General features: G+C 42.2%; 15 protein-coding genes and 2 pseudogenes. 2 read left to right on the top strand and 15 right to left on the bottom strand.

Going from position 1 to position 25,266, the window contains the following annotated elements:
* Window positions 1-622: 622 nt before the first annotated feature.
* From essA to MKX49_RS27880, 7 genes are all read right to left on the bottom strand, one after another.
* Window positions 623-1,105 (bottom strand): type VII secretion protein EssA, encoded by a 483-nt coding sequence (gene essA / locus MKX49_RS27910; RefSeq protein ID WP_052137216.1) that lies wholly within the window; start codon window positions 1,103-1,105, stop codon window positions 623-625.
* On the bottom strand, window positions 1,092-4,019 hold the full coding sequence (gene esaA, locus MKX49_RS27905; RefSeq protein ID WP_340878418.1) for a type VII secretion protein EsaA: 2,928 nt from the start codon (window positions 4,017-4,019) through the stop codon (window positions 1,092-1,094). The genes essA and esaA overlap by 14 nt, the downstream gene beginning before the upstream one ends.
* Window positions 4,012-8,493, bottom strand: coding sequence for a type VII secretion protein EssC (essC, locus tag MKX49_RS27900; protein WP_340878417.1), 4,482 nt, complete (start codon window positions 8,491-8,493; stop codon window positions 4,012-4,014). The genes esaA and essC overlap by 8 nt, the downstream gene beginning before the upstream one ends.
* 30 nt (window positions 8,494-8,523) lie before the next feature.
* Complete coding sequence (gene essB / locus MKX49_RS27895; RefSeq protein ID WP_340878416.1) at window positions 8,524-9,867, bottom strand: type VII secretion protein EssB; 1,344 nt, start codon at window positions 9,865-9,867, stop codon at window positions 8,524-8,526.
* A gap of 70 nt (window positions 9,868-9,937) precedes the next feature.
* Window positions 9,938-10,177, bottom strand: coding sequence for an EsaB/YukD family protein (locus MKX49_RS27890; protein ID WP_053537134.1), 240 nt, complete (start codon window positions 10,175-10,177; stop codon window positions 9,938-9,940).
* Between the two features lie 95 nt (window positions 10,178-10,272).
* Window positions 10,273-10,563 carry a WXG100 family type VII secretion target gene (locus MKX49_RS27885; RefSeq protein WP_034306171.1) on the bottom strand — a complete coding sequence of 97 codons (291 nt, stop codon included), beginning with the start codon at window positions 10,561-10,563 and terminating at the stop codon, window positions 10,273-10,275.
* A 513-nt stretch (window positions 10,564-11,076) separates the two neighbouring features.
* The gene (locus MKX49_RS27880; protein WP_340878625.1) at window positions 11,077-11,991 is read right to left on the bottom strand and encodes a nucleoside hydrolase; all 915 of its coding nucleotides are present in this window, start codon (window positions 11,989-11,991) and stop codon (window positions 11,077-11,079) included.
* Between the two features lie 302 nt (window positions 11,992-12,293).
* On the opposite strand from MKX49_RS27880, the gene MKX49_RS27875 reads away from it, so the two are divergent.
* Window positions 12,294-12,476 (top strand): hypothetical protein, encoded by a 183-nt coding sequence (locus MKX49_RS27875; RefSeq protein WP_048689530.1) that lies wholly within the window; start codon window positions 12,294-12,296, stop codon window positions 12,474-12,476.
* Between the two features lie 55 nt (window positions 12,477-12,531).
* Here MKX49_RS27875 and MKX49_RS27870 read toward each other — a convergent pair whose 3' ends face one another.
* The 7 genes and pseudogenes from MKX49_RS27870 to MKX49_RS27840 form a co-directional block, all read right to left on the bottom strand.
* Window positions 12,532-14,259: a glycine betaine ABC transporter substrate-binding protein gene (locus MKX49_RS27870; RefSeq protein WP_340878415.1), complete on the bottom strand. Its 1,728-nt coding sequence runs from the start codon at window positions 14,257-14,259 to the stop codon at window positions 12,532-12,534.
* 4 nt (window positions 14,260-14,263) lie between these two features.
* Entirely contained in the window at window positions 14,264-15,469 is a 1,206-nt protein-coding gene (locus MKX49_RS27865) for a quaternary amine ABC transporter ATP-binding protein (protein WP_340878413.1), read from the bottom strand.
* Between the two features lie 988 nt (window positions 15,470-16,457).
* Window positions 16,458-17,855 (bottom strand): amino acid permease, encoded by a 1,398-nt coding sequence (locus MKX49_RS27860; protein ID WP_081088805.1) that lies wholly within the window; start codon window positions 17,853-17,855, stop codon window positions 16,458-16,460.
* A 325-nt stretch (window positions 17,856-18,180) separates the two neighbouring features.
* Window positions 18,181-19,698 (bottom strand): histidine ammonia-lyase, encoded by a 1,518-nt coding sequence (gene hutH / locus MKX49_RS27855; RefSeq protein ID WP_034306584.1) that lies wholly within the window; start codon window positions 19,696-19,698, stop codon window positions 18,181-18,183.
* Between the two features lie 114 nt (window positions 19,699-19,812).
* Window positions 19,813-20,262: a hut operon transcriptional regulator HutP gene (hutP, locus tag MKX49_RS27850; protein WP_054398152.1), complete on the bottom strand. Its 450-nt coding sequence runs from the start codon at window positions 20,260-20,262 to the stop codon at window positions 19,813-19,815.
* A 235-nt stretch (window positions 20,263-20,497) separates the two neighbouring features.
* Window positions 20,498-21,526: a FecCD family ABC transporter permease gene (locus tag MKX49_RS27845; protein WP_340878412.1), complete on the bottom strand. Its 1,029-nt coding sequence runs from the start codon at window positions 21,524-21,526 to the stop codon at window positions 20,498-20,500.
* Window positions 21,523-22,098 (bottom strand): annotated as a pseudogene (locus MKX49_RS27840) (FecCD family ABC transporter permease); the annotation flags it as partial. The pseudogene MKX49_RS27840 and the gene MKX49_RS27845, both read right to left, overlap by 4 nt.
* Between MKX49_RS27840 and MKX49_RS27835 the strand changes: the two are divergent.
* Window positions 22,099-23,484, top strand: a pseudogene (locus tag MKX49_RS27835) (ABC transporter ATP-binding protein); the annotation flags it as partial.
* An 86-nt stretch (window positions 23,485-23,570) separates the two neighbouring features.
* On the opposite strand, the gene pbp4b reads toward MKX49_RS27835, so the two are convergent.
* Window positions 23,571-24,944 (bottom strand): penicillin binding protein PBP4B, encoded by a 1,374-nt coding sequence (pbp4b, locus tag MKX49_RS27830; protein WP_340878624.1) that lies wholly within the window; start codon window positions 24,942-24,944, stop codon window positions 23,571-23,573.
* Window positions 24,945-25,266: the final 322 nt, after the last annotated feature.

Genomic DNA, 25,266 nt, shown 5'->3' with positions numbered 1-25,266 from the left:
AATGATGACGTCCATTTGTTTATTGAAAAAGGTCCTATCACGCCATGACCAAGGATTGGGGAAGCTGTTGAACTCGCAGACTGTTCATCCTGACTTGTTCAAATAACTGATAGGATACGCCAATAAATCGGCGCATCGCAGTTTGTAGACAAAAGGGTTTCGGAATTAAAAAATTCCGAAACCCTTTTGAAATTCCAATTTTGGCAGTTAAGAGAATTGGGCCGGGAAAAGCGCGTTTAGGGAGACCCCGCAGGCGCAAGCCGAGGGCGGACCGCCCTCGGAAAGCGAGTGCCTGGAGCGGAGATCAACGTCCAAATTGTACAAGCCATAAATAAACGGCAGGCAAACTCCAATAAATCGTCCACCTTTTCATAATTTCCCGCTCCTGTCATCAGGGCAATGAAGCCATGGCCTTCCGATCTGTATATTCTTAAGTTAACTTCTATTCTGTCTTGTTTATGCTAAAATGAATGCAATCCACTCCTAAGATATAAGAGGTACTGATCATGTATAAAAAATTCTTCATTTTGATCTTCGCAGCCGCCCTTCTTTTAGGGCTTATTAAAACCGTTATGGATATGTAGTTAAAACAGCCCGATTCCTGAGGGGAATCGGGCTGTTTTCATTTTCGTTTAACCTCTCCATTCAGCTTCCCCATTTTCGGGATAAGGATAAAAAACAAACAAACGACCAAAAGTGCCAAAACGATGCCTAGCAATATCGTCAGGTCAAAATTAAGCGAAGGCTCTGTTTCTTCTTCGTTTCTCGTTGGAATGCGGACCTCCGAGAATAATCCAAGCTGTTCTGATTTTGAAGCGATGGTATTATTTTGATTCTCCATTACAGGAGACTGAAACAGTGAGTCCTTCACCGAGTCAATGGCATCATATTTCCCTCTTTCAAAAGTGAGGTCCTTTTGTTCTTCAGGCAGTTTCCGCTTCTGTTCCAACAATCCTTCTTCATGGAAATACTCCGTTTGAATATCAATATCGTTTTCTTGATATTCATTGGGCTCCACCATCGGTTCCTCTTCCGCCCCGCCATGAGGTGCATGGCTAAAAAACAGGATGAGCAAGACAGGCATTACGTATTTATTCCACTTCATGGGCCATTGCTCTTCTTTCTGCAAGACGCTTCACTATATATGGAATGACCGTTGCGATAAGCGTCAGTACAATCAAGATGATACTAGCCGGAATGAATGCCGACTGATTACCGAATTGAATGGACATGTATACGTCCGCAACAGGGTGGTCTACATTGAAATTAGGCATGATTAAATCCAATAATGGAATGGTAAAGAAACTGATCAAACCAATCACCAGGATAGCACCGACAAACGGCCCAATCGAGAAGGCAAGTCGGGTAAACGCTGAACAGAAGAATAAAAGCAGGACGGTGAAGACGGTCCATTTAATCTCCTGCATATCTCCCAGTGGATAGATCTTCAAGCCATACATGCTGATGATTAAACCTACGATCAGATTCAATAAGGTAAACAAGGCTGCATGGACCATCATTGGAATGGTTTCATAATGATGCAGGAAGAAACCGATCAATATCCCAGAAATGAGTATGATCACCAACATGACGATCGGCGGGATATTAACCTTTTCCTGATGAAGGACCTCCCCGCTGATTTGTACGGGATTCGCTAAATATTCGTACACATACCCGTTCTCCTGATCATCGACTAGAGTGTTGTTCAAGACGCTATATACGTCCGTCTTGATTTTTTCGGTTGAGTCTACATTTTGGGACCAATTATCATTAAGCTGATCGGCCCTTTCCTGCACGGACCCCACTTTCGCTTGCAGGTCTGCTGTATCCTTCGTGACCGTTTCCTGTCTTTCCGCTACAGAATTGACAAGCTCGGAAATGAAGCCGACAGTTGTTGACGTATTGTCTTGAAGTGATACAAACATTTCTCCATCAAGGTTAACTGGCGGTTCGGCCTCCATCTCAGGAACTTCCATATCACCCGACAAATTGGCAGACACTTCTTGAGCCTTGCCGGAAATTGCCGCCAATTCAGCTAAAGTGGCTTTTTGCCCCGTTTCAACGTTAGCATCATATTCTTTCATATAACCCATAATGGATTCCGAGAACATCCCGAAGTTCTCATTGACTCCTGCTAAACTGGCTTTAACGAGTTTCGCTTCTTCATCTACATTTCCGGAAACCCCATTTTTCAAGTTTTCCAATTCTTTTATATTGGCTGCAAATATCTTATCTACATTTGCTTCGGTGACTCTTTCAGCCAATTCACCATAAGATGAGAGTGAACCGTAATAGGCAAGGAGGGTAGTTGAATCCCGATTGATGATAGGATTCTCGAAGGCCTTCACAAGCACCGCTCGCCTTTCTCCCCCCACCTTTTCTAGAAGTGACTGTTCGAGAGTCTTGATTTCTGCGACGGCCTCTTCGATTGTCATACTCTGGATGTCCTGTAATTTTTGAATATCTTCCTGTGACTTTTTCCATTGGTCGCCTAAATCCTTATAATTCGTGCCGAGTTCATTATAATCAGCTTGTAATTGCGTAAACTGCGCCAGCAGGTCATTATATGAATCTACCAGTGTATTAAACTCCGTTATCACTTGGTTATAATTCCCCGTTCTGCCGCTTACCGTTCCGCTGAGATTATTGATTTCCGTTTGGAGTTCCGCTGTAAGGATGTTGAGTTGTTCAGCAGCTCCTTCACTTCCTTCTGCCGGCACCAAACTTTCAAGTGCCGTGTTGATCCCATTGATTTGATCCAGCAATACCTGCAGAGACAGTTCATCAACCGGGTCCTTCTTGTCAGGTGCAGCAGCTGATTCACCTTTTCCCGTTTCCGTTTCAATATCCTCTATAGGCGTCGTTCCTTCACCTATATCCTCCCCATCACCAGAGCTGCTTGCAAGATTTCCTCTTTGCATAAGCAAGGTTGACTGAAGGTTATCAAGACCCGCCTCTTCCGATTGTTTCAATTGTTCAATCGAGCTTTGTTGATCTTGGGTGATTTTCGTAATTTGTTCTACTTGTTTGTCTTTCATGCTTGTTGAAAATTGTTCCAATTCATTACTGCTGGAATCAAGTTTCTGCTGCATGATTCCAACATTTTCTCTAATGCCTTGATCATTAAGGCTGTATTTCGTATTCATCCCTTGCTGAATCTCTGGTATAGATTTATTCCCCTCATTCAGCACCTTGTCGTATGACTGCACACTCTCCATGACAAGCTGTTGATTTTGGGCAGAGGCCTTCTCAAAAAGGATACTTTGAGCTTTTTGATATTCCTCAAAAGAAACAACATCTTTCACAAATGAAGCCATTTGAGTCTTCGTGTCCCCTATTTCACCCATTGTTTCAGTACTTGTTTTGCCAGCATCTTTCGTCTCGGCAAAAACTCCTTCAAGCATGTCCTTATGCTGCTTGATTTCGCCTGCAAGACTTTCCGAGCTTGGAGTATAAAACTCATACATCGTGTTTTGAAAAGCGATTTCTTTAGCAAGGACATTATCGAACTTCTTACGGATGTCCTCGACCGATTGGGAAACATAGCTCCAATACTGTGTGGAAATATGCTTATTCATTTTGCTCTTTGTTTTCTCTAATTCCTTTTGTACCTTTTCCATGTTCTCTGCATTCAAACTGGGTTGTACCTTGTACTTTATCCCCGCCTTGACAGGCTGTTCATCATCGAACGTATAAATATTCTCTGAAAAATCGGATGGAAAATATATGACTGCATCGTACTTTTCATTTGCAAGTCCACTTTCCGCCGTACTTCTATTTACCACAAACCACTCATATTCAGAATCCTTGTCCAGTGTAGTAACAAGCTCTGAGCCCATGTAAATGGGGTTATTGTTAAATTCTGTCCCATTATCTTCATTTACAATGGCGATTTCGCGAGAAGCCGTTTCCGTCTTTTTCATTGGATTTTGGCCAATATAAGAAAAAAACAAGATTGGCAGCGCTAAGATCACCAGTATTTTACCGATTAACAGCATCGGTTTTATTTTTTCAGACACTCTCTTGCACTCTCCTTCTTTCTTCACTTAGCGGAATTTGGATTTTATACTCCTGGCCATTCAGCACAAAGTATCCGTAACCCGGCTGTATTTCTTCTTCTTTTCTGGAATAGGAGAGGGTGTACAAGCTTTGGTCCGATTTTTTAAGAAGCAAAACAGCCTGTCTGACTTGTTTCAGTTCGGTTGTCAACGAATCATACCCCTTCGTGAAGTCGTTGGCATTTCCAGCGACAATCAGACTAAACCCGAGATGGCTGTATTGTTTCATCAAACTGCTGATCCTATCCTGAATCCTGCCGTCTATCGTTTGTTGGATCCTTGAAATGCTATCTATGACAAATATGACCGGTGGGAATTCCAGTTGCTTCATCGGTGTCAATTCCAATGCCGCAAGATAACTTCGCTCACGTTCTTCAAATATTCCAGTGATATGATCGAGCCATTCGGTTATCCGCTCTTTTGTTTCCACATAGCTCACCTTCTCCTCAAAAGCATAAGAAGATAGGCCGCGATCCACTCCGTCAAATAATCCAATTTCGCCGACCGCCTGTGTAAGCAACGATTCCAGCAGCACTTTAAGGACATTCGTTTTCCCTTTACGTGACTGTCCTACGACAAGCAGGAATGGATTGGAATTCAACTCCACGAATACAGGTGTAACGCTTTCCTCTGAAAGCCCGATTGGAATGGTATCCTTCTTAATCGTTTGTGAGCAGTAACTCTTGAAGCTGCTGGAATCAAGACGTGCCGGTAACATCCGAATCGCCGGCGGTTTGTCCATTTCCTTATATTTAACCTTATGTTCTGCCACAGCTTGTTTCATTTCTTCCAAAACGGCTATATCATCCGCTCCATCGGCTGGTAAGTAAATCTGGGTGAGATAGGTTTGGTCCTTTTTCACCAACGCCCTGCCAGGAACAGGTTCATTTTCATAAGGGGTTCTCCCCAAAACTGAATATTTTTCCGAACTGTCCATTAAGTAATGGACGACCTTCGTCTTAAGGCTATTCATTAACGGCTGGCGAATCGCATTGATTCTCGTTGCCGTTAAAATCATGAAGATTCCAAGTGATTGTCCATCACGTGCAAACTGAACGAATTGGGCTTCCTGATCCTGCATCTCATCCTTCACTATGTCAAAATTGTCGACCACGATATAAATAATCGGCAATTTATCTTCCACCAATGCATTATAGAGCTTTATGTTACTAAGCTCCTTTTCTGAAAAAAGCTGCTTACGCCTTTCCATTTCCGCCTTCATGAATAACATGAATTTTTCGATTTTCCTTAACTCATCGAACCTAAAGTATTCCCCAGTATGAGGCAGCTGGCGCATTGGCAGTAAAGCGCTATTCCCGAAGTCGAAAATATAATAATGCAGTTCTTCAGGAGTGAATTGATCTGCAAAACTAAAGAGAAGTGTCAAAACGGTGGTTGACTTGCCGTACCCGGAAGAACCAAAAACCCCAATATTCCCATCGTCAATCCAGTTATAGACATAATTGGTCTGGCTTTGCAATTCGGGCTCATCCTTCATTCCCAGGTGGAATTGATTCATCGTCAGGCTTCTCTCAGGGTTTCTTGATAAACGATCTGAAAGAGGCGGCAGCCATGGGCTTGCCAACTTCTTAATCTCCATTTCTTCCTGTATCGCCACAATTCGATCCGCCACGGCTTCAATTTCACTAATCTTTTCTTTCCTCTTATTAGTGACCTGTTCCGATACATTTGAGATTTGAACAAGACCGAGGTCCGTGACAAGTGCCACTTCATCCTCAGATCCAACCGTATCCTCTAAATATGGGGCACCGCTCCACGCAGACTGGAACAATTCATAAACCTCGTTATTTCCTACCTGCAAATATCCCCGTCCGGTGACAGTAATATTTGCCGCATCGCTATTTTTAAGAATTTCCTTACTATCACTGGCATCCTGCACTTTCAAGGAAATTTTAAAACGGGCATTGCTCCAAATCTGGTTATCAATTACACCGCCCGGCTTTTGTGTAGCAAGAATTAAATGAACTCCCAAGCTCCGTCCAATTCGCGCAGTGCTCACTAATTCGCGGATGAAATCGGGTTCTTCGTTTTTAAGTTCCGCAAACTCATCTGATATCAAAAATAAGTGCGGTAACGGTTCATCCGCTTTGCCTTCTTTGTATAAGTCCGTGTAATCGTTGATATGATTGACTTCGTATCGATCAAACATGCGCTGGCGTTTCTTCAATTCACTATTGATGGATGCTAGTGCCCTGGCACTGAAGTTCTTGCTTCCCTCAATATTCGTAATGACTCCCAGCAGATGCGGAATCTGCCTGAATGGCTGTGCCATTCCACCGCCTTTATAATCAATGAGCAAAAAGGCAACTTCATGTGGATGATAATGAACGGCTAATGATAGGATGTAGGTTTGCAGTAATTCACTTTTCCCCGATCCTGTCGTTCCGGCAACCAATCCATGGGGGCCATGCGCCTTTTCATGCAAGTTCAATTCAACCCTATCCGTTTTCCCTTTCAATCCAATCGGAACTGCCAAGGATTTGGAAGACAGATTGGTCCGCCAGTTTTGGCTGATGGGCAGATCTTCCACTTCACGAGCTTTCAATAATTCAAGGAATGAAACCGTTTCTGGTATGGAATTGTTCATGCCTTTTTGATGATCTAATGAACGGAGCGTACGTGCATAACGCTCATTTCCTTCTTTTGAATGTGCATCAAGTTTAAAAGGAGTATGAACGGCCTTCGTTTGCTGGATGAGAATCTCACCCTCAAAATCATTAATGTACTTAACAAGCGTATGGACATTTTCTGTCAAACTTTCTTTTGCATCCGCTGCAAAAATCGTCGAGATGCCTAAATCGTCCGTTTTGCCTTCTAAATATTCCAATATGACATGCTCAGCAATTAAATTACGATCCGTGACAATAAAGACAAAGTGGGGAGTGAATCTCACTTTCCCTTTGTTCTCATCCAAATCTCTTTCCCTTAATAGCTGATAAATCGAGGTCAGCAGCTGGTCACGTGATTGCTCATTATATATGAATCCTTTTGCATAGGCATGCGGCAATTGAAAATGAGGGAGCCATTTCATCCATTCCCATTCCTGATAATCCTTTTCCGGAAAGATGGCGACAAATCGAACATCATGATAACTGTGAAAAAAGGCCAGTTGCCCAATCAATTGCTGCAGCTCCCGTTTAACAATCGATTCCTTTCCGACCAGGCCCATCGATCCGTTTGATAAATCGATCGATAACGGAAGATCTTCCAAGTTTTTGTACACATCCACAAGTTCCTGCGACTGCTCAAGTAAATCATCTATATCCCGATTGGACATATCGCTGCTATTTACCGACACCTGATAACTTGAGGGTATGGTCGCCGTTCCGATCTTAAAGTGCAGAGCATCTTCACTTTCCAGAGTTCGTTCCCATATACGATCGCTAATACCATCAGTTAGAAGCTTCATCCTTTCAAAGGAGGGGTAATGATAGAACAGCACATTCTTTTGTTTTTCAGACAGCTCTTGAAGTTCTTCCCTCTTCTGCTCTAGATACCTGGTATATACACGTTGGCGTTTTTCTTCTCTGAATTTTTGCTTCTTTTTGTCTTTAAAGTATTGTACCGTCGAGGTAACTAAAGTCGTCGTGAACATCACAATCGATATGATGATGAAAATGCCCCGCGGCTGAATGACCGTGATGACCCCCATGACGATCAGCATCATTAAGGGCGGCATAAGGATTAACCATAACCCTCTATTATTATCTTCCGCTTCTTGGCTCGGAAAAGATATCGTCACTTTCTCATCCGGCAATTCGTAGATCATCCTTGGTGTCCGGCGATACTGTGGATAGTTTTTTTTCATTTCAGAGATTGGCTTCTTCATTTTAGCTAATGATGTTTCATAACTTTCGGCGCTATGAATCATCAATAAGTCGCCTTCAATCAACCTCAGCACCATATGCGGCCAGCAAACCAGATCACCATTTTGGATGGGAACAGCCTTCGTTACCCTTTCACCATTCAGGAATATCCTGCCATTTTCCTCTGGCATGAGGTGCCACTGCCCTTTATGCAGCACAAGGGAAAAGTCATTGCCGGAAACGGGTCCTTCTTTACGAATGGTCGCTCCCGCCTTGTCCGATAAAGTGATTTCTTTCAAGTTGCCTATATAATAGAGGCTTTCTTCCAATTCCCCTGACGTATAAAAAATCTCGACCGTTTCTTCTCCTTCTTGAAAGGTGAAGCTATGGAATGGCTTTACATCGCCAAGCTTCTTGCCCTCTCTAAACACCTCATATTCATCAAGTCCCTCATTTTTTTTCAGCTTGATAGGACCTTGTTCAAAAGGAATGGAATAAACGGTGATCGTATCCTGTTTTGATGGCCCAATCGAAATTGGACCGTTATGATTATCCTTGATCGTAAAGGATTGGTAGGTCCCACTAGAATAAATCCATAATAAACTCATTAAATCTCACCTCCGCAAAAGGCCCATTGCTCACTCTTTGCTTTTCTCTTTTTCTTCAGTTGATTTTTTGGAGGAATCCTTACTTTCTTCTTTTCCCCCAGAAGCAGGTTCGTTTTCCACTTCTTCTTTTACAGCAGGTTTTGCTTCCGCTGCGCCTTTATCCTCTACATTCGAATCTGTTGCAGCAGGGTTCTGACCTTGCTGTTCCTCCATTTGCTTATCCAATTCCTTTTTTTCCTTTTCATATTGGGACAGCTCAGTATCGACTTCTTTAATTTGCGTTTCCTTTTCTTCCCCAGATAGGCTATCGTCCAACTTAATCTGTTCTTTCTGGTTTACCAGCCCATACATAATCAATTCGCGATCCTCCATGATTCTCGCCAAATCGATCGCTTCCTCGCTCATGCCCCTGCCTATATAAATCCAATATAGGAGATACTGACTATCCGTTTGCAACGTGATTGCATTTTCCACGTTTTTCCTGGCTACTCCCTCTAATGGTTCATAAGTGACGTAGGACTTCGCCAGTTCATATTGAACCACATACGGCATCTTTTTCGGATCGTAGTTTTCCAAACGGTCAATGACTTCACTGTATTTTTGTTTTAAGAAGCTTTCACCGCTTTCTACATATGCTTCCTGCTTAGGGTGGGAGAAGAATAGTGTGTAAATCGTAAACAATAGCAGTGGTACGAGAACGATCACCGTACCCCAAAGTGTATAACGGCCCGTTTTCCATTTCTTTTCAGGGATATGTACAAATGCCTTTTCTTCCTTCTCTAGAGCTTCTATCCGGTTTTGAATGACCGTGGAAAGTTCATCCCAAGTCCCCGATGACAATATACTTTGTGATTCGTTCGATAGTTTCAGTGTTTTATGGTAAAGCAGATACTCCTCGAATGTATGCTGCCCATCCACAAGCGCCGAAATCGTTGCCTTCGTTTCTTTAAATAACTCATCTTGATTATGCTCATAAGGAGGCAAACTGTCTTTTACGCCATAATGCAGGAAATATGGGGTTAAGCTTGAATCAAAAACGATATTTTCCGGACAGACGACTAGTTGCAGGCGATTCAATTCATGATTCCTTATTTTCTTCAGGATTTGATAAGACGATAACCATTTACTCAATGGATTTTTATCTTTAGCTTTGGAAAAAACAAAAAAAGAGGCTGGTGGATTTACTCTGATCTTCACCTCGTCCTCTGTCACTTCTATATGTTTCTGGAGAGCATCATCCGCTTCATGAATAAGCTGTAATTCCAGTGGGTCCTGCATCGATAGTTTTGCCCGTTGGAAAACGAACGAATGCCCCTTATCATCCTTCATCATTGCAGCTTCTGTTTTTTTCTCCAGATATGGTTTCTCATCCATTTTATGTAACTCCTTTACCCCTGCTAAAGGGCTTTAGACTTTTTTCCTATAAAGAGTCCACACCTATCCATTAGAGGATCTCAAGGCGGTCCCCCGTCGTAATTCCGCTATCAAGCAGGGTTTCATAACCTGAACATACGAACTCTTTATTCTGAACCCGCACCCAATAGCCTTCTTTAGGTGCACTGGCAATATCCTTTACCTGCCATATTATCTCCACAACCTTCTTGATGGAGCGGTAATTCGACACTTGCAAATCAAATACTTCCCCTGTATACCTGTTTAAATCGATCGTTAGTTGAATATATATGGAAACCACCTCTTTTAAAGCAAAAAAGCACCACGATCTTCAAAAAGAGTCGCGGCGCTTTTTCCTAGAAATTCTTTTTCTCATTTACCTAATGATTATCCGCGAATTTGACTAGCAATCTGATTATCTGTGTCTTCAAGGATTTGAGCTGATTTATTCAATTGTTGAGAAACTTCATTCAACAAGCGAGCCATATCCATGAATGAAGGCTTTAATTCTTCGTACTGACCTACGAAAGCCTCACTGGAGGAACCTTCCCAAATACCAGTTAAATGATCTCTCATTCTATCTAAACGACCAATCATATCCGTTACTTGTTGGCTCTCATTATCATATTGTCTAGCTACATCTTTCAGTTCTGAAGGTGTTACGCGAATTTGTGACATAGAAAAAATCCTCCTTTTATCTTATATAGTACATTTTAATAGAACCATACATTTTCTGCCATATAAATAAGCGCAAAGTCGAAAAATGGTAAATTATAATTATGCAAAAAAACCTAAATATGGCATTATGAAAGTCTATGTACCTGTTTTCCCAAACCTTTAAACCCATTTTTTAATTAATTTTTAATATTTTACTTTTTTATGGTAAAAAAAGTACCTTATACCCAATATTTCTGAACCGTTATCCATTAATATGGTTTTCACCATAATAATAGTGACTTTCGACTTTCTTTTCTACGAAATTAATCAAACGTTTGATTAAACTCTGAAAAGCAATTTTTATAATTGATCGAATATAAACCATTTACAAAAGGACATCAGAATGAATGGAAGACCATTTGTACCATGCTATTTTCAACTTTATTCTGACAGGAATCCTTGTCATATAGCGAGAATCGATATATCCAACAGAAACAGGCCAGCTTTTCCCAATGATTCAATTACGTTGCTTAGTCATATAACCCGTTCCAAAAAATGCTTCAAAAACCGCTCACTTTCCACATTCGTACAGACACGGATTCTAGGTTCGCCATCCTTTTGACCGATTGTCCTGCCTGCTTCTTCACCCTCGGTCACCACCTTGACGCTCATCCATTCTGTCCTGACAAAACTTGAATCAATCGCAACCCCGACTGCAAGCGGATCATGAAGGGCGCAACCACCCAAACCTGGATGGGAGTTTTCATATGCTTTCATATAATAATCGGTCATTTCGGCTAAAAATTCGGCGCTTTCCTTACCAGTGGCACGCCAATCATCAAGCTTCGATTTCAGTAGGTATGTTTGCAGGGTCACATCAAGCCCCACTAGGGTGATCGGCAGTCCTGAAGTCAATACCTGATGGGCCGCTTCTGGATCTGATATTATGTTCGCTTCAGCATAAGGGGTTACATTTCCTGGTACGTTTACGGCACCGCCCATAATTACGACCTCTTTTACAAGCGACATGATCATCGGCGCTTTATTGATCGCCAATGCGATGTTAGTCAGTGGCCCAACTGCAATGACCGTAATTTCATGCGGTCGGCTTTGCACTTGATCGATAATGAAATCTGCTGCATTTCCTTGTGATGCTTTGATGGTTGGTTCAAACCGAAGGGTATTTCCTAACCCGTCTTCCCCATGAACATGCTTGGGATACCGCTTCTTCCTTCCGCGTACCAAAGTTTGGTCAGCACCTTCATATACTGGTATGCGCCTATTTAATTTCTCCAAGACGGCAAGTGTATTACGGGTCGAATCAACAACGGGCACGTTACCAAAGCAAGTGGTGAATCCGAGCACTTCCAATTCAGGGGAATTTAAAGCATATGCCATCGCCATGGCATCATCTATCCCCGTATCTACATCAAATATGATTGGTTTCAATTTTTCCACACCTTCCAAAATCACTTTTTGCTTTAACAACTCATTGCTTCTCTTATCTCTTCCTTATGTATAAAGAAACACTGTTTTCCAACTGAATTTTAACATTCAACGATAGCCCAGTTCCACAGAAAGTTAGGAATACTCATAATTCACGATAAGTACAGGCGGTACTTGTATCTACCAGTAAAAATAGTTGACCGCCCATAAATATCAATGATATAAAAAGTGAAAAGAAGAAGTTGTACCACGAATTAGTTATGAATACATGCGTACGAATTTATGATATCCAAGGTGGAAAAAGGATGAAAATGTTTAAGTTGATAGAAGATGTCCCATCTGCGTATAAAAAAGGAACAAAATTCTTTTTAATATCGCATTCTGAATTCATTGGCGTGAAAAGCTATGTATTACTGGCAGAAGATTTGAAAGGAAAGATCGAAGTAACGGAAGAGGAATTGAGGAATAAATTCGTTTCCATACATTGATTCCTATATAAACTAAAAAAAGAGGAATTCCATTACTGGAATTCCCTCTTCTTTCTTATTTTAAGTCTTCAATCGAATCAATATCGACGTAATCCGGTACGACCAGACCATTCTTTGTTCCTTTTAAGTTTGGTCCAAGGTCAACCATTTCAGCTTTGTACTTATTATAGTATTCAAGATGTGTTCCCGGGAGCCATGCGGCCACCATGGCGTCCGCACTTCCGTTTGCAACGCCGGCAAACATCGGTCCCACTTCAACCTGACTTAATGTTACATCATAGCCATTCTGCTCCAGAACCTTGCCAATCACATTTGTGCTGGCAATTTCAGTGTCCCAGGCAACATAAACCAGTTTGATTTTTTCACCATTTCCTGTTTGTGCACCTTGAGTCCATTTGGATACTTTGTCCTGATTTTCCTTTATCCATTTTTCTGCTGCTTCTGAAGGAGACATCCCTTCAGAAACTTGGACCATTACATTTTCCATATCTTTAGTATCCCAGAAGAATTGATCAAGGATTTTATAAGCGCCAGGGGCATCCTGTTCAAGTCCTTTTCTGGCAATCGAATTAATATTTTCAGCCCCGCCAAAGGATTCATTCGGGTCTTCAAGATATTTCAAGTCATATTTCGAGAACATCCAATGCGGTGACCATCCTGTAACGACGATTGGTTCTTTTTTATCGATTGCTTTTTTCAATTCAGCAACCATTGCCGCCGAAGACCCTTCAACCAACTTCCAATCATCCAGTTTATAATCATCTATAGCCGTTTTAGTCAACTTCATCAATCCTGCTCCAGGTTCAATACCGATGATTTCATAATCGGCCTTGGCAGCAAAACTATTTTTATCCCCGTTCACAGCCGTATCTTTTGTAAAAGTACCGAATAGCGCAGTACCCACAACTAGTAAGGCCAATATTGTAAAAATGATTTTCCTGCTTACGACATGCTCGTAAGCTGGTTTACGAAGGTTTTGCGTGATACGATCGAGTATGATTGCAATGATTACGATGGATAATCCTGCTTCAAATCCTTGCCCAACATTAATTTGGCTGACAGCCCGGTAGACATCCGCCCCAAGTCCGGGTGCTCCAACCAATGAAGCTGTAACTACCATGGATAGTGCCAGCATGATGCTTTGGTTAACTCCTGCCATAATCGTAGGAGTGGCCAACGGTATTTGTACCTTGAATAACTTTTGGCTGCTGGTTGAACCAAAAGCATCAGATGCTTCTATCAAATCATTAGGCACTTCCTGAATCCCAAGATTGGTCATTCGGATTGTCGGTGCAATCGCGAAAATGAATGACGCGATGATTCCAGGCACTACCCCTATTCCAAAGAATAAAATCGAAGGAATCAAATAAACGAATGCAGGCATCGTTTGCATGAAATCCAAGATTGGGGTAACGATCTTACGTACCGTGTTATTTTGGGCACACCATATTCCGATCGGTATCCCGATCACTATCGTTAAGACTCCTGACAATATAACGATTGCCAGTGTTTGGATGCTTGATTCCCAATAACCAAGATTATCGATCAATAGTAAGCTAATTAATGTAAATAATCCTAATGGCCATCTGCTTGTATAGGTAACCAGAAGGGTCAGGACTATGATTAACACGATGGAAGGTCCAGCACTCATTACATCGACCAGGATATCCAGTAGTCCCTCAATCACATTCGTAATAAGTGTAAATAATCCAGCAAATACAATAGTTATCCAATCCACTAAAGAATCGACCCATGCTCCTAGTGGGATTTTCGGCATATTCATTGAATTATTCACTCTCCATTTCATTCAAGGAATCTTTATTTCCGGCCAAAGCACCGATGACGGCACCGCGAAGAAGAATTCCTTTAATTCTGTTCTGATCATCAATCACTGAGATCGGCAAGCTTGAAGTCGCCATCACATCCATGAGGTTTCCAAGTAATTCATCCTCTTTTACAGTTGGGATATCAGTTGTCATCACTTCAGAAATCGATTGGTTATTACTCATTGCCTGACGTGCCTGTTCAGCAGTCACGGCCCCCAATAACTTCTGCTTCCTATCCACAACGAAAATGCTGGAATACCCTTGTTTGCGCATGATTTCCAAGGCAACCCTCGGGCCTCTGTCCACCGCAATCTTCTCTGGGCGTATCATCACATGAGACGCTGTCAATACTTTTGATAGATCAACATCTTCCACAAACTTCTCGACGAATTCATTGGCTGGATTCATCATGATTTGTTCAGGGGTACCCAATTGAATGACGCTTCCATCTTTCATAAGGGCAATTCTATCCCCGATTCTTAATGCTTCATCAAGATCATGGGTAATGAAAATGATCGTTTTTTTGTATTGATCTTGGATTTGAATCAGTTCATCCTGCATATCCTTACGAATCAATGGATCAAGGGCACTGAACGCTTCATCCATCAGTAGGATATCCGTATCACTGGCGAGTGCCCGGGCTAACCCAACCCTCTGCTGCATACCGCCGCTAAGCTGTGATGGCAGCTGATTTTCGTAGCCTTTCAATCCAACGGCCTCAAGAGCCTTCATCGCATTTTCATGACGTTTCGCTGGATCTACTTTTTGAATTTCGAGCCCGAATTCAGCGTTTTCCAATATCGTTTTATGCGGGAATAAAGCAAAGTTCTGAAATACCATGCTTATTTTCTTTTGTCTGACTTCCCTTAACCGGGAAGCATTCATCTTCACGATATCTTCGTCATCAATTAAGATTTCCCCCAAAGTGGGATCGATCAAACGATTGAACATGCGGATTAAAGTTGATTTCCCGCTTCCGGATAGGCCCATGATGACAAAAATTTCGCCGGGATAAATCTCGAAATTAACATTATTCACTCCGACCGTTTGTCCCGTTTCTTTCAAGATTTCCTTTTTCGATTTGCCTTGCTTCAATAAGTCTGTTGCTGCTTTTGGAGATTTGCCAAAAATTTTCGAGACATTTCTGACTTCTACATACGGCTTCATCAAGTCACCTCATTCTAATAGTTGCCCATATGATATTCAGTTTTGCTGAATTCCCCCGTTTTATGCGAGTGATGATTATTAATGCACAAGTATCTTGAAATAACCGAAATTCTACCCCTTCAAAAAAGCGGAAGTGACACTTATTTAGTGGCACAGGGCATACGTGTATAGAAAAATAATCTATATTTATTATTCCCAAGAAGCAATTCTTTACTTGGATTATATTTTGTGTGATAAATTGAGCATTTCAAGTAGGAAAAAAGAGGTGCAATCACAACTGAGGAAACTAGCAGGCACAACATATACCAACTGTAATATAAACGATTTCCACTTAGAGTTTTGTCCTGATGATGGACTTACGACTACCCTCTAAAGTACTTCATTTCCTTTACCAGGTGGAATGATACTTGCAGTGCAGTATAACACCAAAACGCATAGAAATATGATTATGGGATTCCCAATAGGTCTAATGAGCTTTGCAGGGAAAAGAGGTGCAATACAACTGAGGAAACTAACAGGCACAGCATATACCAACTGAAATATAATGGTTTTTTATTTTAGAGTTTTGTCCAGTCCCAACACACGGAATGAACCTGTATCCCTAAAGTACTTCATTACCTTAACAAAGAATGAATATAAGTTCAAATGATGCGGGACGGAATTCTTGCCTAAAAAGCCCATTTTCCCCATCGATTCTAAAGGTTACGGAAGACTCCAAAAACCTTGATATACCAACACTTCGACTTCCTATAATCATAAACTCCCAACATCGGCCGCAATTTTTTTTCAGTTTTTTTTAATTCTAAAATCATCCAAAAAGTGGGAAAGGTGCTTTTCCGCTTAAAAATCACATGGCAAGGTTGGGATTTCACACATTTTTTTATTGGTATGTTTTATGCAGCCATATTTGAAAATGTGTCACATATACAGAAAAAAAACCTTGAAACAACCATTTCATTTCAAGGTTCATGCATATCATCGATACAAACTATTTAGCATTCCTATGTTCATCAAAATCGATTTGGCATTCCTCTAGCGGAGTTACTTTCGTTTTCTTTATGAACTTATAACCAAGCCACATTACCAAAAAGAACGGGATGCCAAGATAGGCAGCGAACACACTGGCCCAGTTAATGTCATCGCCAATAAAGGCTTGATAGTTTTGCGCCAATAATACGAAGAAACAAAGGGCAAAGGAAAATATCGGCCCGAAAGGAAACCATTTTGATTTATAGGGAAGATCGTCCAGTGAATGCCCTTGAGCAATATAAGCTTTTCTAAACCGGTAATGGCTTGCCGCTATACCGAGCCAAAATATAAATCCAGTGACTCCAACCGCATTCATAAGCCAAATATAAATGACTCCATCACCGAAAATGGAAGCAAAAAAGGCCAACATCCCTACAAGTGAAGTGACAACCAATCCCCAAATGGGAACGCCGCGTTTGTTAAGCTTGCCAAAAATACGCGGTGCCAGCCCTTCTTTTGCCATGGAGTACAACATTCGGCTTGTCACGTAAAGACTCGAATTACCTGCGGATAATACGGCTGTCAAAATGATGGCATTCATCACGGAAGCAGCGAATGCCAGTCCCACTTTTTCAAACACCATCGTAAATGGGCTAACCATGATCGTGTGTCCCTGCAGACTGCCATTCGTATAAGGAACGATCAATCCGATAACCAATATGGCCAGGATATAAAAGAGGAAGATTCTCCAAAAAATGCTGCGAACTGCACGTGGTACATTTTTTGCCGGGTCTTCACTTTCACCGGCTGCAACACCGACTATTTCTGTACCTTGAAAAGAAAATCCAGCAGCAATGAAAATACCCAATGTTGCCAAAAAACCACCGGCAAACGGAGCGTCACCTACTGTGAAGTTTTTAAAACCAATCGCCTCTCCGTTCATGATCCCGAATATCATCAATATTCCGACAACAATGAAAATGATGATGGTCGCCACTTTGATGAGGGAAAACCAATATTCCCCTTCGCCATATCCTTTAACGGATACGTAATTCAATAAGAATATCAAAACTAAAAACAAAGAACTCCATAAAAAAGACGAGCTGTCAGGAAACCAAAACTTCATAACCATCGTTGCGGCAGATAGTTCCGCGGCAAGAGTCATTGCCCATGTGAACCAATAGTTCCAACCAAGCGCAAACCCTAATGCCGGGTCGATGAAACGTGTAGCATAGGTACTGAAAGCGCCGCTGACCGGCATAAATGATGCCAGTTCTCCAAGGCTTGTCATAATGAAATAAACCATTATGCCTATTACGGTGTAAGCGACCAAAGCACCGCCAGGCCCTGCAGAGTGAATGGCTGGCCCGCTTCCGAGAAACAGCCCTGTTCCAATTGCACCGCCCAGCGAAATCATCGTAAGGTGGCGTGCTTTTAGCTTCCTTTGTAAAGTATTTGAAGGCTGGTTTTTTTCATTTATGACAGGTGGTTGCAATTGCCGATTTTCCAAATTAGATTCCCCTCCAAAAATGCATATTTAATCTAGCACGAATAGGTAAAGTCGATCATTCCATCAATAGTCATTTCCTGCATATATTACTATTTCAAGGTCATTTTCTCTAATGCTTAGACCTTTTTTGGATTTCTGGGATCTATGTAGCATTTACATAAAGATGTTAGGCTTAAAACCCAAGTCATAGGGCTATAAGCCTAACGTTCATTCGGGTATTCCGAGCTTCATATTAAGTTGTAGGTAAACTCCTATGAATAAATGAATTCCAGTCAATTTGCAGTAACCAGCTTGCCGTTGCTTCAATATCCTTTGAAAAGATACGATCTTGTGTAATGCTTGGAATGAGCTTTCTTGCTTCCGTATAAAACTCTTTTGTAAACGGGGCCATCTTCTCTATTCCACGGTATTCAACCGCTTGTAAGGCACAAATGAGCTCAATCGCCAAAACACGGCGAACATTTTGAATGATTTGATGTGCGTGCCGTGACCCAATCGTTCCCATACTTACATGGTCTTCCTGGTTCGCTGAAGATGGAATGGAATCAACACTTGCAGGATGTGCGAGTGTTTTATTCTCAGAGACTAGGGAAGCTGCACAATATTGCATGATCATCGCTCCAGACTGCAAGCCAGGTGACGGACTCAAGAATGGCGGTAAATCATTCAGCTGAGGATTGACGAGTCGCTCAATCCGGCGCTCTGAAATATTCGCAAGCTCGGCAACAGCGATTTTCATGAAGTCCATCGCAAATGCAATCGGCTGGCCATGGAAGTTCCCCCCTGAAATAACCTTTTCCCCATCGTCAAAAATAAGCGGATTATCCGTCGCGGCATTCATTTCAATTTCCAATTTTTCTTTTACATAATCAAGAGTTTGCCATGACGCCCCATGCACTTGCGGGATGCAGCGGAGGGAATAAGCATCCTGAACCCGCAATTCTCCTTGCTTGGTGATGAGCTGGCTGCCGCTGATCATGCGGCTAATCCGTTCAGCGACCTCTGTTTGCTGGCGGTAACCGCGTGCTAGATGAACATCCGGATCAAAGGCATCTTCAATGCCGCGTAATCCCTCTAAAGTCAGTGAAGCAATCGCTTCAGTTTGATGGGCCAGCTGTTCGGCTTCAATATAATTTACGAGGCCCATCCCCGTCATGGCCTGTGTTCCGTTAATTAACGCAAGACCTTCTTTTGCTTTAAGTGTCACTGGAAGAATGCCTTCTTTCGATAAAGCTGCGATGGCCTCCATTCGCTCTCCTTTATAAAACACTTCCCCTTCTCCCATCAATACTAGCGCCAAATGCGAAAGCGGCGCCAGGTCCCCGCTTGCCCCAAGAGAACCTTGCTGAGGGATGACCGGGTGGATATGAGCATTCAAAAGATCGATCAAACGTTCAATGACGATAGGACGGACGCCGGAAAACCCTTTTAATAGCGCGTTGGCACGGAGAAGGACCATAGCTCTCGAAACCACCTCTGGAAATGGTTCCCCGACTCCGCACGCATGGGAATGAATTAAATTCCACTGTAGCTGCTCTGCGTCCTCTGCATCAATCAAAACATCGCTGAACTTTCCAAAGCCTGTTGTGATGCCATAGACGACTTTCTTTTGTTTCACGATATTTTCAACCGCTTCGCGGCTTTTTTCCACTTTCTTAACACTCTCGGCTGAAGCAGAGACAAATGCTTCTCCATACAATACTTTTTTCGCTTCTTCAATCGTTAAAGTTTGACCCGTTAACATAATCATTTCCTGCACCCCTATTCTTTTTTAAAACACACAAAAGGAGGCCATATTGACAGACTTATCCAGTCTATCAATACAGCCCCCTATTTCACTAAATAACTATAGGCTTTTAATTATTTAAATGTGGTTAATTCCCAAGCCGACGGCTTCATGTTCAAATCCCCGAACCGGTGCTCCAATCGTTCCATACACGGCGACAGCAATCCATTCACCTTCGGCCCCGTTTTTAAACGGCCTGCCCCGAACGATTGCAAACCGAAGGCCCGCAGTCCTCAAAAGACCGCCAAGCTCGACTTGGCCGCGTGTCACTCCTTGGAGTGCTTCGATGATCGCATGATACAGCGCATGCATTTCACGATACATATCGGGATTGACCAATCCAAGTCTTTTCGCTGATGTCTCAATGGCCGCAACTATTTTCTGCAGCTCCATTGAACCGACTTTACCTTTTCCATAAAGCCAATCCATCCGCTTAAGTTCATTCGTCAATATGACTTCTTCCTCTTCGTCCGCAAACGCGTACATGATTGCATGGCGCCCAATTCTTCTGTCGAATTCCTTTGTCATGCAGGTACCTCTTTTACAATTTTCTAAATACACTAATAACTAAATATCATTGTAAGCGGATACAAGCTGTTCGGTCAATATATTTTTTAAAATAGTTCTTTTAGGGGATGATTCATCACTCCCGAAAGCAGCCGTACAGCCATCATCTATATCCTTTCTAAGGAACAACCATTCCTGCAAAAAAGCCCATCTTCACTAGCGTCCTGGAAAATGGGCTTTTTTCTGAAAACTATAATTAAATGTTTTTCACGAGTAAGTAGATAAAATACGGCGCTCCTAAAATCGAAACGATAATCCCCACCGGCAATTCCATCGGTGCCATGATGACTCTTCCTAATGTATCGGCAGATAACAGCAATAAGGAACCTAAGATTGCAGTCAGTGGCAGTAGTTTTGCATGTCTCGCCCCAACTAATCTCCTGGCTATATGCGGGGCGATCAGGCCTAAGAACGTAATGCCTCCGCCCACCGAAACGCATACACCTGCCAATGCGACTGAAATCAGCAATAAAAGCCTGCGTTCCTTTTCTATCTGTACACCAACTCCAATGGCAATCGGGTCACCCAAGCGCAAAACATCCAATACTTTGGATTTATAAATCGCTAGAGGAATCAATACGACCAACCACGGCAATAACGCCCATACAAAGGTCCAATTCGTCCCCCAGATCGTCCCGGATAACCAGATTAATGCCTTCATGAAATTGTTCGGTTCCATTTTCATCTGGAAGATGACCAGACCTGCACCGAAAGCTGCATTAATTCCTATGCCTACCAATAATAGTCTCGCAGGCGTCACCTGCCCTTTTTTCCAAGATAGTGCATAAATTAAAAAAGCGGCAAGGAATGAACCCACTAAAGCAGTGAAAGGCATGATGAATACCGATGACCATCCATTGAAAAATGCAGTGCCTTGGAAGAAGAACATATATAGTACAACTGTGAACCCTGCTCCTGCATTGATGCCAAGGATCCCAGGGTCAGCTAGGGGATTTTGAGAGATGCCTTGCAAAATGGCCCCTGAAATGGCGATTCCCATACCAACGAGAATAGCTAAAACGATTCGTGGTAAACGAAATTCCAACATCGTCAATTCGTTTTGAGCAGTGCCATTTCCCGATAATGTGCTTATGACGTCAATCAACGGAATCTTAATGTAGCCTGCATTAATACTAATGAAAAAGACTATGACGGTTAAAACGCTAGTTAATAAAAGCAGCTTCTTGAACATTCCCTCTTTTGGGTCTGAATGCTTGGGCATCATAATCCCCTCCCTTCCTTACGTGCTAAATAAAGGAAAAAGGGGACGCCGATAACGGCCGTTATCGCTCCAACAGGCGTCTCGAACGGGGCATTCACCATCCGCCCGACGATATCGGCCACAATCAATAGAACGCCACCCAATATTGCAGAACATGGAATGATCAGTCGATAATCATTCCCTACCAAAAACCTTGTAATGTGGGGGATGACCAAACCTATGAATCCTATCATTCCCGCTATCGATACTGCAGCCCCCGTCAGCAACAACACTACAATCGTTCCTATCAGTTTCACTATGCCTGTATTTTGTCCAAGACCTTTTGCCACTTCTTCACCTAGGCTGAGAATGGAAATAGAACGGGAAAGCGCTAAAGCTAACAATAGTCCAGCCAATATAAATGGAAGCGTAAATAGAATATGCTGCGGCTGCACACTTGAAACTCCCCCAGCAAACCAATAGCTTATATCCTTTGAAATATTGAATTTAATCCCTACTGCCGTAGATAGTGAGCTAAGCAAGGATGTAATGGCCGAGCCGGCCAAAGCAAGCTTTACAGGTGTAACGCCACCTCTACAGGGCATTTAGTATCCAAGATGACGAATGATTTAATGGACATCGGGGAAATCGCACACCATGGTCCAGAGGATTTATTCATAGCGTTCATGACCATTTTTGGCGCCTTCTTCGTCATGTTCCAAATTAATTGGCAATTAGCCATTATCGTATTTACGGTTGTTCCCTTTTTAATAGTCTTATCCGTTTATTTCAGCCGTAAAATGACAAGGGCGTTCAAAAGGATGTTTGGTGATATCGCGAACTATAATGCCCGGATCGAAAACAATATTAGCGGCATCCGTGTTGTCCAATCCTTTACTAAAGAGGCTCATGAAATCCAGCTATTCAATCGCAGCAACTCAGAATTCCGCCTGACAAAGCTCATGGCTTATAAAATCATGGCGTGGAGTACGTCGATGAATTTCATTCTCATGAAATTGGTCGCCTTAACCGTGCTGGGCTGCGGGGCTTGGTATGTCATCCATGGAAAAATGACCTATGGGGAATTCGTGGCATTCATCATGCTTTCCAATATTTTCATAGCACCCATCAAACAAATCAGCTCGATTCTGGAAACCTTGCCGAAGGGTTATGCAGGGTTTAAAAGATACCTGGAATTGGTTGATATGTTCCCGGATATCCATGATGTCAAGGACGCAATCAAAGTTGATTCCGTAAAAGGTGATGTCGTTTTCGAGAATGTTTCTTTTGGCTATGAAGCGGACAGAACGATCCTAAAAGATATCTCATTTTCAGTAACGGCAGGTAACACGATAGCATTGGTAGGTGCTTCAGGTGGTGGTAAAACAACATTATGCAGCCTGCTGCCCCGCTTCTACGATATCCAGTCAGGCAGTATTAAAATTGATGGCATTGATATCAGGGACTACAAATTGACTTCATTAAGAAAACATATCGGGATCGTACAACAAGATGTGTTTTTATTTGATGGAACGATTCGGGATAACATCATGTACGGCAATACCGAGGCAACCGAAGCCCAATTGTACCAAGCCATTGAAGATGCTCAATTAAATGACTTGATCGAACAATTGCCCGAAGGCTTGGAAACGTTGATTGGAGAACGTGGAGTGAAATTATCGGGAGGGCAAAAGCAGCGTGTCTCGATCGCTCGTATATTCCTGAAGAACCCGCCGATATTAATCCTTGATGAAGCCACTTCAGCTCTGGACACCGAGACCGAAAAAGCCGTGCAGAAAGCATTGGAGCGACTCTCGATAAATCTGACTACACTTGTCATTGCACATAGATTAGCGACAATTAAACATGCCGATCGCATCATCGTTGTACAAAATGGGGAAATCATCGAACAAGGTGCACATGATAATTTGCTCCATCAAGACGGCGCATATAAAAACCTGATTCTTGCCCAAACTGTATAGAATAAAGCTTCCAGACATTCTGATAGAACAAGAAAAAAGGCCTCCCGACATTAATGGGAGGCCTTAGATTTTATGGAGATATCCATTTATTCATTCGTTTCCAATGCTTCATAAATCGCAGTTACAACACTTCCATAGCTTCCTGTTTTGAAGAGGTCGCCAAAAAACTGATTGGAATTGGCTACAGGATTGACGAGCGGAGAGTGCTTTTTATTAGTAAGTAAAACGATCCCTAAATCTATTTCCGGATCAATGATCGTGACCGTCCCGGTCCATCCAGTATGACCGTAGGCACTGTGGCTTGCATGAGGACTGAACATCCACTCCATGCTAGCATCGCCATTCCGTCTCCACCCAAGACCATATGTAGGATTCATCTCGGAAGGTGCGACGAATTCATCGATTGTTTTTTGATCAAACAACGTATGTTTACCGTATCCCCCGCCATTCAGCATCACCTGCAGAAGGACGGCCATATCTTTCGTATTGGAGAAAAGGCCGGCATGCCCTGAAACGCCCCCCATCGAATAAAAGGCTTTTTCATCATGCACTTCCCCTTGAAGTGTGTATGTGCGAATGTTAGGGAAATCTATCACGCCATCCCGGGTGTTGCCAAGCAATTCGGTTGCGGCAAAATCCTTTGGCTTAAAGCCCTTTCGCAGAGGATTGAACTTAGTATTTTTCAACCCAAGCGGCTTGTACAATTCATTTTCAACATAGACATCAAGCTGCTGACCCGTTATTTCTTCAACAATGGCACCAAGCAGCATATAATCGACATCACTGTAGACATTCTGTGTTCCAGGTACATATGTCAGCGGTGTCTTGGAAATGAACTCGATGGTTTTATCCCGCTCCTGGGAATAAAGTTCTTTCGAAACCTTTGGATTATGGTATTGCGGATCGGGTCTAAACCCTGCAGTATGATGCAGAACATCAATAACCCTCAGATTGTCCTTTCCTTTGATCACATCCTCCTCCGTGTCTTTGAATTCAGGAATGTATTGCTGCACTCTTGCCTGGGTATCCAGCTTGCCTTCGCTGACTAATTTCTGAATGGCAAAATTGGTTGCATACATCTTCGTGTTTGAAGCAAGGTCAAATAACGTGTCATTTTCCATTTTTCGGAACTTCTTAAGAGGTGTATGTTCATTAAACTTCTGTTTGTACCCGTAGCTTTCATTTTTAACGATCTTTCCGTCCTTTATGACAATCAAGGCAGCACCGGGGAAACCGGCCGTCACTTCCATTTCAATGAGCTGATCCACTTTTTCCAGCTTTTCAGACGAAAATCCCGCTTCTTCCGGTTTATTTACTTTCTTTAATATTGAATACTGACTGGCAGTCTCCTTACTCACAGCGGCTTCATGATTTGAGTTTTCATTAGCAAAAGACACGGAAGGTGCTAATAAGGAAAGTGCCAGAATTGAACTCAGTGTGCAGCTTGTCCATATATTCATCATTTTCCACTCCTTTGAAATCACTTTAAAAAATAAAGAAAAACTTAACCGAAAGATAATATTCTCATTCATTCCGTCCTTTTTTCACCAGGCTTTACAATTCGATAATATGTTCCGGGTTGCGATTCGGATCTCTTATTCTAAGTTGATTAATGCAGATATTTCCCAAAATCGGATAATATTTACAAATAATTCTCAATTTTCAGTATATGTTATTTCGAACATCATTTCAATTTGATCTTGATATTTTTAAAATTATATTTCAAATCTTGATCATAAGTCATCCCCCATTCAAAGAAGTAAAGCCTATGTTCATAAAAGC

Source organism: Peribacillus sp. FSL M8-0224 (assembly GCF_038003055.1).
Classification (GTDB): Bacteria; Bacillota; Bacilli; order Bacillales; family DSM-1321; genus Peribacillus; species Peribacillus frigoritolerans.
Note: the sequence above shows the minus strand (reverse complement) of the source record. Positions and strands in the feature narration are given on the sequence as shown.

Excerpts from the sequence above, each read along its gene's own strand:
- pbp4b (WP_340878624.1), bottom strand. The coding sequence starts at position 24,944 with ATGAATATATGGACAAGCTGCACACTGAGTTCAATTCTGGCACTTTCC.
- hutH (WP_034306584.1), bottom strand. The coding sequence starts at position 19,698 with ATGATTATGTTAACGGGTCAAACTTTAACGATTGAAGAAGCGAAAAAA.
- MKX49_RS27860 (WP_081088805.1), bottom strand. The coding sequence starts at position 17,855 with ATGATTTCGCTGGGCGGTGCAATTGGAACAGGGCTGTTTCTCGGAAGC.
- essB (WP_340878416.1), bottom strand. The coding sequence starts at position 9,867 with ATGGATGAGAAACCATATCTGGAGAAAAAAACAGAAGCTGCAATGATG.
- hutP (WP_054398152.1), bottom strand. The coding sequence starts at position 20,262 with ATGACAAAGGAATTCGACAGAAGAATTGGGCGCCATGCAATCATGTAC.
- MKX49_RS27870 (WP_340878415.1), bottom strand. The coding sequence starts at position 14,259 with ATGAATATGCCGAAAATCCCACTAGGAGCATGGGTCGATTCTTTAGTG.
- MKX49_RS27865 (WP_340878413.1), bottom strand. The coding sequence starts at position 15,469 with ATGAAGCCGTATGTAGAAGTCAGAAATGTCTCGAAAATTTTTGGCAAA.
- MKX49_RS27875 (WP_048689530.1), top strand. The coding sequence starts at position 12,294 with ATGAAAATGTTTAAGTTGATAGAAGATGTCCCATCTGCGTATAAAAAA.
- MKX49_RS27885 (WP_034306171.1), bottom strand. The coding sequence starts at position 10,563 with ATGTCACAAATTCGCGTAACACCTTCAGAACTGAAAGATGTAGCTAGA.
- essC (WP_340878417.1), bottom strand. The coding sequence starts at position 8,493 with ATGAGTTTATTATGGATTTATTCTAGTGGGACCTACCAATCCTTTACG.
- MKX49_RS27845 (WP_340878412.1), bottom strand. The coding sequence starts at position 21,526 with ATGATGCCCAAGCATTCAGACCCAAAAGAGGGAATGTTCAAGAAGCTG.
- essA (WP_052137216.1), bottom strand. The coding sequence starts at position 1,105 with ATGAAGTGGAATAAATACGTAATGCCTGTCTTGCTCATCCTGTTTTTT.